Source organism: Pseudomonas sp. GW823-FHT05G12, from assembly GCF_058795575.1.
In genome coordinates, this window is sequence record NZ_CM179501.1 from 4,625,430 (window position 1) to 4,640,866 (window position 15,437).

15 protein-coding genes are annotated in these 15,437 nt (G+C 61.3%); 8 read left to right on the top strand and 7 right to left on the bottom strand.

Annotation, left to right across the window (positions count from 1 at the left end; all coding sequences use genetic code 11):
• The first annotated feature begins 1 nt into the window (after window position 1).
• Together AC3RCM_RS21105 and AC3RCM_RS21110 are read left to right on the top strand one after the other, a co-directional pair.
• Window positions 2–991: an ABC transporter ATP-binding protein gene (locus AC3RCM_RS21105; RefSeq protein WP_064491332.1), complete on the top strand. Its 990-nt coding sequence runs from the start codon at window positions 2–4 to the stop codon at window positions 989–991.
• A gap of 14 nt (window positions 992–1,005) precedes the next feature.
• Window positions 1,006–1,659, top strand: coding sequence for an HAD family hydrolase (locus tag AC3RCM_RS21110; protein WP_064491333.1), 654 nt, complete (start codon window positions 1,006–1,008; stop codon window positions 1,657–1,659).
• Window positions 1,660–1,778: 119 nt separating this feature from the next.
• On the opposite strand, the gene AC3RCM_RS21115 is transcribed toward AC3RCM_RS21110, so the two are convergent.
• On the bottom strand, window positions 1,779–2,741 hold the full coding sequence (locus AC3RCM_RS21115; RefSeq protein ID WP_104887164.1) for an NAD(P)H-quinone oxidoreductase: 963 nt from the start codon (window positions 2,739–2,741) through the stop codon (window positions 1,779–1,781).
• A gap of 139 nt (window positions 2,742–2,880) precedes the next feature.
• Between AC3RCM_RS21115 and AC3RCM_RS21120 the strand changes: the two genes are divergently transcribed.
• Both AC3RCM_RS21120 and AC3RCM_RS21125 read left to right on the top strand, forming a co-directional pair.
• Complete coding sequence (locus tag AC3RCM_RS21120; RefSeq protein ID WP_492629129.1) at window positions 2,881–4,962, top strand: carboxy terminal-processing peptidase; 2,082 nt, start codon at window positions 2,881–2,883, stop codon at window positions 4,960–4,962.
• Window positions 4,963–5,079: 117 nt separating this feature from the next.
• Window positions 5,080–6,081 (top strand): EAL domain-containing protein, encoded by a 1,002-nt coding sequence (locus AC3RCM_RS21125; protein WP_064491336.1) that lies wholly within the window; start codon window positions 5,080–5,082, stop codon window positions 6,079–6,081.
• A 280-nt stretch (window positions 6,082–6,361) separates the two neighbouring features.
• Here the strand turns inward: AC3RCM_RS21125 and AC3RCM_RS21130 are convergent, their stop codons facing one another.
• From AC3RCM_RS21130 to pcaQ, 5 genes are all read right to left on the bottom strand, one after another.
• Entirely contained in the window at window positions 6,362–6,730 is a 369-nt protein-coding gene (locus AC3RCM_RS21130; protein ID WP_003252539.1) for a hypothetical protein, read from the bottom strand.
• The gene (locus AC3RCM_RS21135; protein ID WP_004577645.1) at window positions 6,727–7,065 is read right to left on the bottom strand and encodes a helix-turn-helix domain-containing protein; all 339 of its coding nucleotides are present in this window, start codon (window positions 7,063–7,065) and stop codon (window positions 6,727–6,729) included. Before AC3RCM_RS21135 ends, AC3RCM_RS21130 begins: the two co-directional genes overlap by 4 nt.
• Before the next feature lie 114 nt (window positions 7,066–7,179).
• Window positions 7,180–7,617 carry a YkvA family protein gene (locus tag AC3RCM_RS21140; RefSeq protein ID WP_054888718.1) on the bottom strand — a complete coding sequence of 146 codons (438 nt, stop codon included), beginning with the start codon at window positions 7,615–7,617 and terminating at the stop codon, window positions 7,180–7,182.
• A 288-nt stretch (window positions 7,618–7,905) separates the two neighbouring features.
• Window positions 7,906–8,658: a BamJ family beta-barrel-assembly machinery protein gene (bamJ, locus tag AC3RCM_RS21145; RefSeq protein ID WP_010952765.1), complete on the bottom strand. Its 753-nt coding sequence runs from the start codon at window positions 8,656–8,658 to the stop codon at window positions 7,906–7,908.
• 254 nt (window positions 8,659–8,912) lie between these two features.
• The gene (gene pcaQ, locus AC3RCM_RS21150; protein WP_064491337.1) at window positions 8,913–9,845 is read right to left on the bottom strand and encodes a pca operon transcription factor PcaQ; all 933 of its coding nucleotides are present in this window, start codon (window positions 9,843–9,845) and stop codon (window positions 8,913–8,915) included.
• A gap of 154 nt (window positions 9,846–9,999) precedes the next feature.
• Between pcaQ and AC3RCM_RS21155 the strand changes: the two genes are divergently transcribed.
• On the top strand, window positions 10,000–11,328 hold the full coding sequence (locus AC3RCM_RS21155; protein WP_231114236.1) for a hypothetical protein: 1,329 nt from the start codon (window positions 10,000–10,002) through the stop codon (window positions 11,326–11,328).
• A gap of 294 nt (window positions 11,329–11,622) precedes the next feature.
• Window positions 11,623–11,910, top strand: a complete 288-nt coding sequence (locus AC3RCM_RS21160) for a hypothetical protein (protein WP_409320589.1) — start codon at window positions 11,623–11,625, stop codon at window positions 11,908–11,910.
• 25 nt (window positions 11,911–11,935) lie between these two features.
• Here the strand turns inward: AC3RCM_RS21160 and AC3RCM_RS21165 are convergent, their stop codons facing one another.
• Entirely contained in the window at window positions 11,936–12,865 is a 930-nt protein-coding gene (locus AC3RCM_RS21165) for a helix-turn-helix transcriptional regulator (RefSeq protein ID WP_409322947.1), read from the bottom strand.
• Window positions 12,866–13,160: 295 nt separating this feature from the next.
• Between AC3RCM_RS21165 and AC3RCM_RS21170 the strand changes: the two genes are divergently transcribed.
• Together AC3RCM_RS21170 and AC3RCM_RS21175 are read left to right on the top strand one after the other, a co-directional pair.
• Window positions 13,161–14,501: an MFS transporter gene (locus tag AC3RCM_RS21170; protein ID WP_492629130.1), complete on the top strand. Its 1,341-nt coding sequence runs from the start codon at window positions 13,161–13,163 to the stop codon at window positions 14,499–14,501.
• Between the two features lie 220 nt (window positions 14,502–14,721).
• Window positions 14,722–15,432, top strand: a complete 711-nt coding sequence (locus tag AC3RCM_RS21175) for a fumarylacetoacetate hydrolase family protein (RefSeq protein WP_064493503.1) — start codon at window positions 14,722–14,724, stop codon at window positions 15,430–15,432.
• The last annotated feature ends 5 nt before the right edge of the window (window positions 15,433–15,437 follow it).

Genomic DNA, 15,437 nt, shown 5'->3' on the forward strand with positions numbered 1-15,437 from the left:
CATGAGCTTCGTCAGCGTACAGAAACTGCAGAAAAGCTACGCCGGCAGCCCGGTGTTCGAGCGCATCGACTGCCACATCGAACGCGGCGAATTCGTCACCCTGCTCGGCCCGTCCGGCTGCGGCAAGTCCACCTTGCTGCGCTGCATTGCCGGGCTGACCTCGGTGGACAGCGGGCAGATACTGCTCGACGGCCACGACATCGTGCCGCTAAGCCCGCAAAAGCGTGGCATCGGCATGGTGTTCCAGAGCTACGCGCTGTTCCCCAACATGACCGTGGAGCAGAATGTCGCCTTCGGCCTGCGCATGCAGAAGGTCAAGGCCGATGAAAGCCAGCTGCGGATACGCGAGGTGCTGGAGCTGGTGGAGCTGGGCAAGTTCGCCGGGCGCTACCCGCACCAGCTTTCCGGTGGCCAGTGCCAGCGCGTGGCCCTGGCACGCTCACTGGTCACCCGCCCGCGCCTGCTGCTGCTCGACGAACCGTTGTCGGCGCTGGATGCGCGTATCCGCAAGCACCTGCGCGAGCAGATCCGCGCCATCCAGCGCGAACTGGGGCTGACCACCATCTTCGTCACTCACGATCAGGAGGAAGCGCTGACCATGTCCGACCGCATCTTCCTGATGAACCAGGGGCGCATTGTTCAGAGTGGCGATGCCGAAACCCTCTACACCGCACCCGTGGACCTGTTTGCCGCCGGCTTTATCGGCAACTACAACCTGCTCGACGCCGACAGCGCCAGCCGCCTGCTGCAGCGCCCGGTGGCCAGCCGCCTGGCGATCCGCCCGGAGTCGATCACCCTTGGCGAGCACGGCGAGCTGGACGCCGAGGTGCGCAGCCACAGCCTGCTGGGCAACGTGATCCGCTACCGGGTGCGGGTGCGCGAAGTGGAGCTGGTGGTCGATGTGCTCAACCGCTCGCCGGCCGACTTGCATGCGGACGGAAAACGGGTAAGCGTGTCGATCGACCCCACTGCGCTGCGGGAAGTGGCTTAAGGAGACTCAATACAATGGCACTGGCAATTTTCGATCTGGATGAAACCCTGATCCACGGCGACTGCGCATCACTGTGGAGCGAGCAGATGGCCAGGCTGGGCTGGGTCGACGGCAAGGATTTCCTGCGCCGCGATCATGAACTGATGGAAGCCTATGGCAGGGGCCACCTGCAGATGGAGGACTACATGGCCTTCAGCCTGGAGCCGATTGCCGGGCGTACCCTGGAAGAAGTCGAGCACCTGGTGACACCGTGGGTCGAAGAAGTGATCGAACCGATCATCTACGGTGACGCCTGCCGCTGCATTGCCGAGCACCGCAAGCGTGGAGATCGCATTTTGATCATTTCCGCTTCGGGTACGCACCTGGTCGGGCCGATTGCCGCGAGACTGGGCGTGGATGAGTACCTGGCCATCGAGCTGGAGGCAGTGAACGGGGTGTACACCGGCAAGACCCACGGCGTGCTGACCTATCGTGAGGGCAAGATCACCCGGTTGCTGGAGTGGCTGGATCAGGAGCAGGAAAACCTGGAGGGCGCGAGTTTCTATTCCGATTCGAGGAATGACTTGCCGTTGTTGTTGAGAGTGGATCACCCGCATGTGGTGAACCCGGATGCGGTGTTGCGCGAGCATGCCGAGATCAATGGGTGGCCGATTCTGAGCTGGAGCTGAAGGTTTTTATGGGCTGTGCCGGCCCCTTCGCGGGTAAACCCGCTCCTACATCGCACAGTGTTCAAATTATGGCGATCCCGATGTAGGAGCGGGTTTACCCGCGAAGGGGCCAGGCCTGCTTACACCAGGCTAGGGTCGATCACCATCACCAGCTTGCCCGACACCTGGTTGGTCTCCAGCTCGGCATACGCCGCCTGGGCAAACTCCACCGGATAGGTGTCGACCAGCTGCGGCGACAACCGCCCCTCGGCGAACAGCGGCCATACTTGCTGCTGCAGTTCGCGCAGCAACTCGGCCTTGAAGCCGTCATCACGGTTGCGCAGGGTGGAACCGGTAATTTCCAGACGCTTGCCCAGCACTTGGGCCAGGTCCAGCTCGAACTTGCGTCCGCCCATCAGCCCGATGATCACCCAGCGCCCGTCACGGGCCAGCAGCTTGAGGTTCAGCTCACCGTAGCTGGCGCCCACCGGGTCGAGAATCACATCGAACGGGCCGAAAGCTTCCAGCTCGTCCAGGTTCTCGTTACGTACCACACCCCCCGCAGCGCCCAGCGCCTGGCAGTAGGCCAGGCGGTCCTGCGAACCGACGCTGACCCATACCGGGCTGCCGAACGCCTTGCACAGCTGGATGGCGGCCGAGCCAACGCCACTGGCGCCGGCGTGCACCAGCACCTTCTCGCCAGCCTTAACTGCACCGAGCTGGAAGATGTTCAGCCAGGCGGTGGCATACACCTCCGGCAACGCTGCCGCCTCATGCAGGCCAAGGCCTTCGGGTACCGGCAATACGTGACGGGCATCGACCACCACTTCCTCGGCCATGGCGCCGCTGGCCAGCAGGGCGCAAACGCGGTCACCCACGCGCCAGGCGGCACCAGCCCCCACCTCTTCAACCACCCCGGAACACTCCAGCCCCATGTATGGGCTGGCACCTGGTGGTGGCGGGTACAAACCTTTCATCTGCAGCAGGTCGGCGCGGTTCAGCCCCGCAGCGGCCACGCGAATGCGCACTTGGCCCGCGTCACAGGTCGGGCGTTCGGCCTCGACCCACTCCACATGTCCGTCAACGCCTTGCAATGCCTTCACAGTGCCTCCATAGTTGAATCATGACTGGGCCTGAGGTCGCTTACCTCAGGCCTTTTGCAGTATTTGCCCGGCTCCATGGAACCGGCAACGGAAAAGACGGCCTACTATGCGTGATCAATTGCCTCCACGTCGAATCAGCATGAAGCATTTCCTTCCAAGCACCGCACTGGCTGTGATGATCGGCCTGGGCAGCCTCACGCTCGGCGGCAATGCGACGGCCGCCAACAAGTGGGACAGCCTGCAGCCCGACCGCGACGAGATCGTCGCCAGCCTCAACGTGGTGGAATTGCTCAAGCGCCACCACTACAGCAAGCCGCCCCTGGACGATGCCCGTTCGGTCATTATCTACGACAGCTACATCAAGCTGCTGGACCCGGCGCGCAGCTACTTCACCGCTGCCGACATTGCCGAATTCGATAAATGGAAAACGCAATTCGACGATTTCCTCAAGAGCGGCAACCTGGACCCGGGCTTCACCATCTACAAGCGCTACCTCGACCGCGTCAAGCAACGCCTGGACTTCGCCCTGGCCGAGCTGAACAAGGGCGTGGACAAGATTGACTTCACCACCAGGGAAACCTTGCTGATCGACCGCAAGGACGCGCCGTGGATGAAGAACCAGGCCGAACTCGACGACTTGTGGCGCAAACGCGTCAAAGACGAAGTGCTGCGCCAGAAGATCGCCGGCAAGGAACCCAAGCAGATCCAGGAAACCCTGATCAAGCGCTACAAGAACCAGCTCACGCGCCTGGACCAGACCCGTGCCGAGGACATCTTCCAGGCCTACATCAACACCTTCGCCCAGTCCTACGACCCACACACCAACTACCTGTCGCCGGACAACGCCGAAAACTTCGACATCAACATGAGCCTGTCGCTCGAAGGCATTGGCGCAGTGCTGCAAAGCGACAACGACCAGGTCAAGATCGTGCGCCTGGTGCCAGCTGGCCCGGCAGCCAAGACCAAGCAGGTGGCCCCGGCTGACAAGATCATCGGCGTGGCCCAGGGCAACAAGGAAATGGTCGACGTAGTGGGCTGGCGCCTGGACGAAGTGGTCAAGCTGATCCGTGGCCCGAAAGGCTCGGTGGTGCGCCTGGAAATCATCCCGGCCAGCAATGCGCCTAGCGACCAGACCAGCAAGATTGTGTCGATCACCCGTGAAGCGGTGAAGCTTGAAGAACAGGCGGCGAAGAAGTCGGTGCTCAAGCTCAAGCAGGACGGGCGTGACTACAAGCTGGGCATCATCGAGATCCCGGCCTTCTACCTGGACTTCAAGGCCTACCGCGCTGGCGACCCCGAGTACAAGAGCACCACGCGTGACGTGAAGAAGCTGCTCACCGAACTGCAGAAAGAGAAAGTCGACGGCGTGGTCATCGACCTGCGCAACAACGGCGGCGGCTCGCTGCAGGAAGCCACCGAGCTGACCAGCCTGTTCATCGAGAAAGGCCCGACCGTGCTGGTGCGCAACAGCGACGGCCGCGTCGACGTGCTGGAAGACGAAAACCCAGGGGCCTTCTACAAGGGCCCGCTGGCACTGCTGGTCAACCGCCTGTCGGCCTCGGCATCGGAGATCTTCGCCGGTGCCATGCAGGACTACCACCGCGCGCTGATCATCGGTGGCCAGACCTTCGGCAAAGGCACCGTGCAGACCATCCAGCCGCTCAACCATGGCGAGCTGAAGCTGACCCTGGCCAAGTTCTACCGGGTTTCCGGGCAGAGTACCCAGCATCAGGGGGTGCTGCCGGACATCGACTACCCATCGATCATCGACACCAAGGAAATCGGCGAGAGCGCCCTGCCAGAGGCCATGCCGTGGGACACCATCCGCCCGGTGGTCAAGCCTGCGGCCGATCCGTTCAGGCCGTTCCTGGCCCAGCTCAAGGCGCAACATGAGGCGCGCAGCGACAAGGATGCCGAGTTCACCTACATCCGCGACCGCCTGGCCCTGACCCAGAAGCTGATGAACGAGAAAACCGTCAGCCTCAACGAGCAGGAACGCCGCGCACGCCACGACAGCATCGAGAGCAAGCAACTGGCGCTGGAAAACACCCGCCGCAAGGCCAAGGGTGAAGAACCGCTGAAAGAGCTGAAGAAAGAGGACGAAGACGCTCTGCCGGTCGAGGATGAAAATACCAAGCCGGAAGACGACGCTTACCTCGCGGAAACCGGTCGCATCCTGATCGACTACCTCAGCGCCAGCACCAAGGTGGCCAAGAAGTAGGGCACCTCAGCAATGATGGCAGAATAATGCGACCTGTCATCAAACAGTCATCGCGCTGTCGTGAAATATGAGGGCCGGGCATGCAGATGCCCGGCCCTTACTTTTCAGGAATCCATCATGACCGTTGCCGAACAGCTCAGTGCCTTGAGTGCCATCCTGGCTCAGCGCAGTATTCACAGTCTGTTCCAGCCAATCATGTGCCTGAGTGAACACAGGGTATTCGGCCATGAGGCGCTGAGCCGTGGCCCGTCCAACAGCCCGCTGCATGCACCGCTCAACCTGTTTACCATCGCCCGCCAGGCCGGCCGCCTGACCGAGCTGGAAGCCGCTTGCCGAGAAAGCGCCTGCCGACGCTTCAGCGAGCAGCAACTGCAGGGCAAACTGTTTCTCAACATCTCACCCGAATCGCTGCTGGAGCCGCACTACCCCTCCGGCCTGACCCTGAAACTGCTCGAACAGGTTGGCCTGCCGCCCAGCCGGGTGGTGATCGAGTTGACCGAGCACACGCCCACCGACGACTTCCAGCTGCTGTCCAATGCCGTGCACCACTATCGCGACATGGGCTTCTCGATTGCCATCGACGACCTGGGCGCGGGCTATTCCAGCCTGCGCCTGTGGTCGGAGCTGCGCCCCGAGTACGTGAAGATCGACCGGCACTTCATTGACGGCATCCACCGTGACCCGCTCAAGCGCGAGTTTGTAGGCTCTATCTTGCAGATCGCCCGGGCATCGAAGGCACAGGTGATTGCCGAGGGCATCGAGCTGGCGGAAGAGCTGGCGGTGCTGGTGGAGATGGGCGTGGACCTGGTGCAGGGCTATTTGCTAGGGCGGCCACAGGAGATGGGAGTACGCGACAGCGGGCTTTTACCAGCACTGACGCAGGTGCCACTGGCTGACCAACCGACAGTGCGCTTGAATGCCACGATCGGGCAGCTGCTGGAGCTGTTTGGCCGATACCAGCACCTGGAGGCATTGGAAGTGGTGGATGCCGATGGCAGGGGGTGCGGGTTGATTCACAGGGATGCGCTGCCTGTGCCGGCCTATTCGCGGGTGAACCCGCTCCTACACGCGGCCTGCGCCAAACCACCGAGCTGTGTCCACCCCCGATCCGGCGTGTAAGAGCGGGTTTACCCGCGAATACGGTAGCGGCGACAACGGTGAACGGCGGGTGGTAAATGGCCAGCAGGCCCGGCCCTTTCGCGGGTAAACCCGCTCCTACACGGCGGCCTGTGCGCAACCACAGACATGTGTCCACCCTCGATCAGGCGTGTAGGAGCGGGTTTACCCGCGAATACGGTAGCGGCGACAACGGTGACCGACGGGTGGAAATTGGCCAGCAGGCCCTGCCCTTTCGCTCAGGGTCACCACCTGTAGCGAACAGGCTGGAACGGGCAACGCTTCAGGCCGTTTCGGGATAGCTGTACTCGAACACCCGAACCACCTCAGAGGCATGCCACGAGGCGGCCTCCATGCCATCGACCGGCCCGGTAAACCGCCCCAGGCGCTCGACGCACTCAAAGAAGCCAGTACGCGGCAAACGGCTGGCGCCTTGGCTGATCACCAGCGAACTGCGCAATGGCTGCTCGGCACGGGCATCCAGCACCGCCAGGTATTCCAGCGCGGCAGTCAGCGTCTGCATGGCCGGGCTGGGTAGCTGCAAGCGCTCGATCAGCGCTCGGTATGTCAGCAAGTGACGTTGACGACGGGCCAGGTCAAGCTCGCCCAGCAGGTTATCCCAGTGCTGACGGCTGATCCTGACCTGGCTCATGATGGCTCGCTCCAGCCAGCCACCCCCAGATGCCATGCCAGGGCGCGGCGGATGGCAGCATCTGGCTGGCGTTCACCCGATTCGATCATGGCCAGATACGCCGGGCTCACACCGACATTGCGCGCCAGTTGCTCCGGGGCAATGCCCTTGGCCTGGCGAATCTGGGCGACTTCGCTGAAGGCTGGCAGGGGCGCGCTGGCAGCAACGCCCTGCGCCTCACTGGAAACCGCCTCGGCTGGTGCCTGCCCTGCAGCGCTGAGCAACGCCTGGTATTGCTCCCAGGGAACGACGGCGTACTCGGGTTGACCGTCCCGGCTGATGACCTGAATACCCATTACAAACCCCTTTAAAAAGGATTACAGCATGTAATCCGTAGGCATAACCCTTATGCCAATTATATTACCAACTCCGAGGTCTGTGCAGTTGAGGTGAGATTCAGGCCGGTTTCATTACTTGTTGCGCTCCAGCTGCAACGCTTCCGGGGTAGCCGGCAGGCGCTCGACCACGCGCAGCCGTTCGGGTGCCTGGCTATCGCGCCAGGCCTTGAAGCGCGCCAACTCGTCGGCCACGGTTTTCAGCACCCAGCCCAGCACCGCGATGTCATCGAGGAAACCCACCCCCAGCAACCAGTCCGGGATGGCATCGATGGGGCTGACGAAATACAGCAGGCCCGCCACGACAGTGACCAGTGCCTTGGGGCTGATGGCACGGTACTCACCCCTCCACCAGGCCAGGCACAGCGACTGCAGCAGCTTCACATCTTCACGCAGTTGGCCGAGGCGCGGGCCTTTGCGCGCCACCGCGAACAACAAGGCCGGCAAACGACCGCGGCTGAGCAGGCGCTCGGCCAATGGCAGGAAACGGGCGAAATTCCAGGGTGCGCTCATGGAGCCTCCGAGAGGAAAAGGTTATCCACATTTATTGTGGATAACCTTGTGAACAGGGCGACGTTTCCGACCCCAGGTGCCTGCCAGGCAAGGGGCCCGGTCAGATCGGGCGTTTTTTACACAGTCGTTTCACGCCATGACTACCTGCGGCGCAAACGATTTGCGTCAGAAACATCCTACTTCTTCACGCTGCATTTCCTCGGACAGTATCAGCTGTTGCAGGTTCGTCCAATCGGCACAAACGAAAACGCCCCAACAATGTGGGGCGTTTCCGACAACCAGCCAATGTTACTTGGCAGGTGCTTCTTCAGGGGCTTCGGCCTGCGGCTCGGCACCTTGCAACTGGGCCGGGTCCTTGATGGCAATCAGTTCCAGGTCGAACACCAGTACCGAGTTGGCCGGGATCAGCGGGCTTGGGCTTTGTGCGCCGTAGGCCAGCTCAGCCGGGATGAACAACTTGTACTTCTCGCCGACGTGCATCAGCTGCAAACCTTCGACCCAACCTGGGATCACACCGCTGACCGGCAGGTCGATCGGGCTGCCACGCTCGACGGAGCTGTCGAATACCTTGCCATCGATCAGCTTGCCTTCGTAGTGGACAGTGACCACGTCAGTCGGTTTGGGCTGCGGGCCGTCGGCCTTCTTGACCACTTCGTACTGCAGGCCCGAGGCAGTGGTAACCACGCCTGGCTTCTTGGCGTTTTCTTCGAGGAATTTCTTGCCGGCGGAGGCGGCTTCTTCGCTGGCCTTGGCCAGGCGCTCCTCGGCGCGTTTCTGCAACGCGGTGAAAGCTTCTACCAGCTCTTCGTCCTTGATGCGTTGTTCTTTCTTGCTAACGGCGTCTTCGATACCGAGGGCGACTGCTTTCGAATCAAGGTCTTCCATGCCTTCCTGAGCCAGGCTCTTGCCCATGTTCAGGCCGATACCGTAGGAGGCTTTCTGCGCCGGAGTCTTCAGCTCGGGGCTGCTGGCTTGTTGATCGCAGCCAGCCAGTACCAGGCCTACCAGGGCAACCGCAGCCGCCAAACGATGCTGTTTCATGCTATTTCCTTGTTCATGCGCCATGAGGGCAATCAGGGTAAAGCCGCGAGCTTATCAGGCGGCCATGACCAATGGCTACCGGCATAGGAGCGGGTTTTCGTAAGGAAGTTCAGTCATTAAAAGCTTCTTCATCGAAGCTTTACAGCCATTGGCCAGTATTGACCCTTTGTGCCTGGTTTGCCGATTTTTTGTGGCCTTTTATTTCTGCGGGTTCTGAGGAGGGGAACATCAGGCCAGGCAGCCCCCCCGAAACCTCAAGGATACCAACCCTCTCGATATTCCCCCGCCACCTCCCGCAGCACCTCACCCACCCACTGCCCCGGCAAACTCAACGGCAAGGCGGCATTGCGGCAAATCCCCACCGACCCTCCCGGCTCACGCACACCCAGGTCAAGCTCGACCAGTTCGCCACGGCGCAGGTCGAGCAGCACGGCATCACGCGGCGCCACCCACAGGCCATCGCTGCCCAGCAGGTAGCGCCGGCTCAGGGCAAGCGACAGGGTTTCCAGGCGCTGGGCCGGCATCTGGATGCCGCATTGCACGAACAGGCTGTCGGCATGCTGGCGGATGGTGGTGCCGGCCGGCGGCAGCACCAGCGGGTAACGCCCCACCTGCCCTCGCTCCACGGGCGTGCTGGCCAGCAGCGGGTGACCCGGGCGCACCACCAGGCTCATCGACTCGCTGTACAGGTGCTCGAACGACAGGCCCTGGATCTGTGGGCTGTCGGTCATGCGCCCGACCACCAGTTCCAGCTCCCCCAGGTGAAGTTGGCCAAGCAACTGCGCGCTGACCCCGGTGACCACGCTGATCACCAGCGCTTCATGGCGCTGGTGGAGGCGGCACAGTACCTCGGGCATGAGCAGGCCTTCGACCGTGGACAGCACGCCAATGCGCACCTGCGACGGCGCCCGCGCTTCACCGCGCAGGCTGCTGACGCCATCGCGCAGCGCCTGCACACTGGGCCCGGCGTAACGCATGAAGCGGGTGCCGGCCGGAGTCAGCTCGACACCCTGGCGGCTACGCTCGAACAGGCGCGCCTCGAGCAGGTCCTCAAGCTCCTTGAGGGTCTTGGAAATCGCCGGCTGGCTGATCGACAGGATATCGGCCGCCCTGGCCAGGCTGCCCTGCCGGGCAATCTCCAGGAAGCACAGCAAGTGGCGGTATTTGATGCGGGTGTCGAGGTTCATGGCAGCAAGCTTACCGCATCGCTACCTGCGGCGTATCCAGGTCTGCCGCCCCGTGCTCCCCGTTGCAGCCCAAACTCCAGGACCGGATCGTTATCCATCGACCACCAACGCCTATCATTTTTGCCAGTACCCGCAACCATCCGGATCGCATTAAATGAGATCGCAAAAACCACTTCCCCAAGTGACAGGTCATATCATGCATCCAAATATGGTTTTTTTTGCCCAGACTCAACACACCCCCCGTGATTACCAAGGCGAGAGTCAGGAACTCAAGGCGCCCATTGACGTAACCTATGCCGACAAAGGTCACCTTCACATCGGCGAGCCTATCGTGAGTCATAGAAACGAGGTTTCGCAAATCCTGGAAAGCAACTACTATCCCGAGCGAATTTACTTGAGAGGCGTCCACAACGGCACGAAACCTTTCATTGCGCGGACCTTGAAAGATGGCGAGCTGGATACGTCTTTCAACAAAACTGGTCTTGTCTATCTGACTGACCTGAGCACAGTTTTTGATTATCATAGTTACCTGCACATGGCCGAGGATGCGGAGGGTCACATCCTGCTCACTATGAATGATCTAACCCAAGGCTTCACCCACCTGTGGAAGCTTAAGCCAAACGGAAAGCCAGATACTGATTTCGGCAGCAACAACGGCTACGTCATCCTAAATAATTTTTTCAATTTTAAAGATATCAGGCTCTACGAATTCACCATTTACAAGAACGACTATATCTTCTCAGGTTCCCTCGAAGACGCTCCAATCCTTTTCGTGCTCACCCATGAAGGTGTCCCACGCGAGAGCTTTGGTAAGCTAGGCATCCTCAAGATGCAAGATCTTATTCCGAACCTCCGATATGTCATTGGGGCGCCTAAGATGCTGGAGGTTGGTGAGAAGGTGCGCATCATCATCTACACGCGCTATTACACCGATTCGGCGAGCGTAAACGGAATCGCAGCACTGACAGTGTCCGGAGAGCTCGACCAGCGCTTCGCTGACAACGGGGTCTATTGGCCAGAGCCTGGCCTTATCATTTATGGTTTCACGCTAAATAACGCCAGTCAGCGCATCACCGTCCACGGCGCGATGTGGTCCGAAGGGACCGTTAATCCCATGATCTATCGGCTAGACTACACAGGAAAACCTGCTAAAGAATTCAACGAGGGTCGTGTCCTATTATTCCCAATTGAGGGTGGCTGGGACTATATGACAGAGGCCGATGGAAAACTGGTAGGTTATGGTTCATTTTTCACTCGCGGCATGGCGGTGCGTTACCGTCTGGACGGCCAACTCGACACTACATTCGTGCCGCCGAATGGTTACGGTGTTTTTACGGCAACGGTGCCTGAACCAGGATTCTATGGTAACAGCCATTCCGCAACGGTAATGCCAGAAAGCCAACGTCTCCTCGTAGCGGGGCGGGAAGCACGGACGGGTTCCACCCCTTGTGTCATTGCTGTCTCATTGAAGCAACAAAAATGAGACGAACTGGCACTTTACCAGAGACTGCATAAAAGTCTTGAGGCGAAGTTCAGGCAAGGCGAAAACAGCCGAGGAAGCGGACGTTACGGACTGTAAATCAACATTCCGAGGCTGTTTTCAACGCAGTATCAACGAGTATCAAGACTTAAGTGCTCGACAGGATATCGGACGCCCTGGCCAGGCTGCCCTGCATGTCCAGATCGTTGACGCACCTGTCACTTCTGCCAGTAGCCGATCCTGGCGAAGCATCGCTCAATAGGTGTTCAGCGATTATTGTGAGTGGAGCTCAATACCATGGTCCGAATCAAGAATGCCGAGGGTGGCCTGATCGGTTACGGTGGTTTCTATGCCTTCAACATAGCGGTGCGCTACCACTCAAGCGGCCAACTGGACACTCGCTTTGCCCCCCCATATGGCTACGGTCAGTTTGGAGCGTTTTCGGGGGAATTTGGCTTCATCACTCACACCGACTCGATGGTAATCGATACCGACAACCAGCGCATGCTGGTGAGCGGGCAAGACGTACAGCAGGGCTACCGACTCCCCTGCCTGCTCGCCCTCTCTCTGAAACCGGACCAGTAGTACGCCACGGCAGAAGCGGGCAGGCTTAAAGCATTGCCGCCTGCGGCGTATCCGGGTCGCGTTGCTGGCGGCGGAACTGGCCAGGTGGCAGGCCGTGGATCTGGCGGAAACGTCGAGAGAAGTAAGCTTCGTCCGCAAAGCCACAAAGCCGCGCCACCTCGCCCACTGGGCGGCTGCCGTTGAGCAGGTAGTTGCGTGCGGCGTGCATGCGCCGCTCCAGCACCAGCTCGCTGAAGGTCTTGCCGATTTCCTTGCGCAGCCAGTGGGTCAGGTAGGTCGGCGACAGGTAGGTGGCGGCGGCGACTTTCTGCAGGTTCAGGTCGGGGTCGTCGATATGCCGGCGCAGGTAGTCGCTCATGCGGCCCAGCGCGGCACGGCGGCTGAGCTGGGCCGCGTTGCTGTCGGCCAGTTCGCGCAGCGGCTCGGCATACAGGCCACAGACTTGGCCGATCAGCTGCAGCAACAGGCCTTTGAGGATTTCGCGGGTGCCGAAACGGCGGTTGGCATCCAGCGCACGCATGCGCTGGAGGGTTTGCCGTACCTCGGCAAAGTCCGGGTCACTCAGGTGGAAGTCGAGATGCTCCTGAAAGCGGAACGGCGACAGCTCCGGCGCCTGCAGGATCGACACTTCCTCCAGGTCCATCGGGTCGCAGGCCAGGTGCGGCAGCAGGAACGTCTGGGAGAAATTGATCACCACGAAGTCGCTGTCCGCCGGATGCGGTATTACATGCACCCGGTGCGGCAGGATGAAGGCCAGGGTGTTGCGTCTGAATGGGCGTTGCACGCTGCCGATGTGTTGCACCGTGTCGCCGCCGAGATTGACCTGGATCTGGAAGTACTCATGACGATGCGGCGCGGTCTCGGCGGGACGCCCGCGCTGATCGCGGATATAGAAATCCATCAGCTCGCTGCGCTGCTGCATGACATAGGTCGGAACCTCGCGCTTGGGGGGCATGGGCAATCTCCGGGATACGGGCGCTTTAAGTTGTACGACGTCCAAACTCTGCAATTTAACCCCTTATGCAAAAACCTGCGCAACCGAAAATCCACGCAGCCCTCTGATAATGCGCTATTCAGCCAATTTTTCAGGCGAAACCCCGGCTGAGAAATTTCTTGGACAGCACAGCACTGCCCCGCCTCCAATGAAAAAAACGGTCTAAATACCCCGTTGCATTCACCTCGTTGTACGACCACCTTAGAAAAGGGACTGCAGCCCAACCTCTACCAACAACAACAAACGAGGTCGACTCATGTCGAGCACGCCTACCCCCCCCGCCGCGTCGTCGTACACGCTGGACGCGGCCCCCGCCCAGCGCCTGCCTACCCGCCGCCGCTGGTTCATGCTGTCGCTGCTGCTGGTGGCGACCATCATCAACTACGTCGACCGGGTGAACATTTCCATCGCAGCGCCGTTCATGGCCAAAGACCTTGGCCTGGACAAGGTCGAGATGGGCCTGATTTTCTCCGCCTTCGCCTGGACCTACGCGTTGGCCCTGGTACCGGCTGGCTTCATTGCCGACCGCTTCGGCTCACGCCTGACCTATGGCGTGTCGCTGATCAGCTGGTCGGCGGTCACCGTGGCCCAGGGCCTGGCCAGTGGCTTCGCCTCGCTGTTCGGCCTGCGCCTGGCGGTCGGCGCCATGGAGGCCCCGGCCTTCCCGGCCAACAGCCGTGCGGCTACGGTATGGTTCCCCGCTCGCGAGCGCGGCATGGCCAGCAGCATCTACGTATGTGGCCAGTACCTGGGCACCGCGCTGTTCACCGGCGCGCTCCTGTGGCTGGCGACCACCTATGACTGGCGCCACGTGTTCTACAGCACCGGTCTGGTCGGCATCCTGTTCGGTGCAGTGTGGCTGTTCCTGTATCGCGACCCGCTCAACTGCAAGAAGGTCAGCAAGGAGGAACTGGCCTACATCGAGAACGGCGGTGGCCTGGTGAAGAGCAGCCAGCAACGTACCCGCTTCGACTGGCGCCAGGTTGCCGAACTGTTCCGCTATCGCCAGATCTGGGCGATCTGCCTGGGCAAGTTCGCCAGCACTTCGGCGCTGTACTTCTTCCTCACCTGGTTCCCCACCTACCTGATCGAAGAACGCCAGCTGACGCTGATCAAGGTCGGCATCTTCGCGGTCATGCCGTTCATTGGTGCCACGGTCGGCATCCTCCTGGCGGGCATCGTCTCCGACCTGCTGATCCGCAAGGGCTACTCGCTGTCGTTCGCCCGCAAGCTGCCGCTGGTGGTGGGCTCGATGCTGGGGATGTCGATCGTGCTGGTGAACTTCACCGACTCCAATGTGCTGTGCATCGCCGTGCTGACCCTGGCGTTCTTCGCCCAGGGCATCGCCTCGTCGTCGTGGGCTGCCGTGTCGGAAGTGGCGCCAAAAGAGCTGATCGGCCTGACCGGCGGCATTACAAGTTTGGCGGCGAACATCGGTGGCATCGTCACACCGATCGTGATCGGCGCGATCGTGCACGCCAGTGGCTCGTTCGCCATGGCGTTCTGGTTCATCGGTGGGGTGGCGTTGATGGGCACACTGTCTTACTCGCTGCTGCTTGGGAAGCTTTATCGCATCGAGCTGAAGACTGCGGGCTGAGCCAAGGCGTGTATTGACGGTACCGGCCTCTTCGCGGCTAAAGCCGCTCCTACGGGGGGACGGTATTGGCCTTGGGTTTGACGCTAGCCCTGTAGGAGCGGCTTTAGCCGCGAAAGGGCCGGTACAGGTGCCTTGGATAGTCCAACCCAACCCCGTTTTCGTCCAACTTTGCCGGCCAGCCGCTGGATACGCTGTCCACTCCAGTACGGAGGATCCACCCATGACCTACCTGTTCAACCCGCCGGCCATCGTCAGCCTGCCGATCCGCGGCAGCGATGCGCGCTTCCCGGTCGGCCGGGTGTTCTGCCTCGGCCGCAACTACCCGTGGCCGGAATCCTACGGCGCGGCGCCGCAGGAGCCTGTGTTTTTCATGAAACCGGCAAGCAACGTGGTCGAGGCACTGGGCGAACTGCCCTTCCCGCCGCAGACCGACGAGTTCTGCCATGAAATCGAGCTGGTCGCGGCCATCGCCAAAGGCGGCGCCAACATCGCCAGCGAGCATGCCCTGGAGCACGTGTTCGGCTTTGCCGCCGGTCTGGACATGACCCGTCGCGATCACCAGCGCAAGGCCAAGGCCGAGGGCCTGCCGTGGGAAGGCGCCAAGGTGTTCGAGGCTTCGGCACCGATGACCGCCATCGTCCCCGCCAGCGAATGCGACTGGCCGCTGGATGCGTCCCTATGGCTGCAGGTCAATGGCCAGGAGCGCCAACGGGCACACCTCAGCCAGCAGACCTGGGCATTGGCCGAAGTGATCAGCAGGCTGTCTCGCCAACTGCCACTGCGCCCGGGCGACCTGATCATGACCGGCAGCCCGCCCGGCGTGGCCCCGCTGAACCCGGGCGACACGATACACGCCGGGATCGACGGTATTGGCGAGCTGCACCTGCACGTCGGTCCTCGCCCTGCCGGGCATACCGCCAACGCCGCCTAAACCTG

Bases quoted from the DNA above. Each gene is read 5' to 3' on its own strand.
- AC3RCM_RS21105 (WP_064491332.1), top strand. From the start codon at position 2: ATGAGCTTCGTCAGCGTACAGAAACTGCAGAAAAGCTACGCCGGCAGC.
- AC3RCM_RS21110 (WP_064491333.1), top strand. From the start codon at position 1,006: ATGGCACTGGCAATTTTCGATCTGGATGAAACCCTGATCCACGGCGAC.
- AC3RCM_RS21120 (WP_492629129.1), top strand. From the start codon at position 2,881: ATGAAGCATTTCCTTCCAAGCACCGCACTGGCTGTGATGATCGGCCTG.
- AC3RCM_RS21125 (WP_064491336.1), top strand. From the start codon at position 5,080: ATGACCGTTGCCGAACAGCTCAGTGCCTTGAGTGCCATCCTGGCTCAG.
- AC3RCM_RS21130 (WP_003252539.1), bottom strand. From the start codon at position 6,730: ATGAGCCAGGTCAGGATCAGCCGTCAGCACTGGGATAACCTGCTGGGC.
- AC3RCM_RS21135 (WP_004577645.1), bottom strand. From the start codon at position 7,065: ATGGGTATTCAGGTCATCAGCCGGGACGGTCAACCCGAGTACGCCGTC.
- AC3RCM_RS21140 (WP_054888718.1), bottom strand. From the start codon at position 7,617: ATGAGCGCACCCTGGAATTTCGCCCGTTTCCTGCCATTGGCCGAGCGC.
- bamJ (WP_010952765.1), bottom strand. From the start codon at position 8,658: ATGAAACAGCATCGTTTGGCGGCTGCGGTTGCCCTGGTAGGCCTGGTA.
- pcaQ (WP_064491337.1), bottom strand. From the start codon at position 9,845: ATGAACCTCGACACCCGCATCAAATACCGCCACTTGCTGTGCTTCCTG.
- AC3RCM_RS21155 (WP_231114236.1), top strand. From the start codon at position 10,000: ATGAGATCGCAAAAACCACTTCCCCAAGTGACAGGTCATATCATGCAT.
- AC3RCM_RS21160 (WP_409320589.1), top strand. From the start codon at position 11,623: ATGGTCCGAATCAAGAATGCCGAGGGTGGCCTGATCGGTTACGGTGGT.
- AC3RCM_RS21165 (WP_409322947.1), bottom strand. From the start codon at position 12,865: ATGCCCCCCAAGCGCGAGGTTCCGACCTATGTCATGCAGCAGCGCAGC.
- AC3RCM_RS21170 (WP_492629130.1), top strand. From the start codon at position 13,161: ATGTCGAGCACGCCTACCCCCCCCGCCGCGTCGTCGTACACGCTGGAC.
- AC3RCM_RS21175 (WP_064493503.1), top strand. From the start codon at position 14,722: ATGACCTACCTGTTCAACCCGCCGGCCATCGTCAGCCTGCCGATCCGC.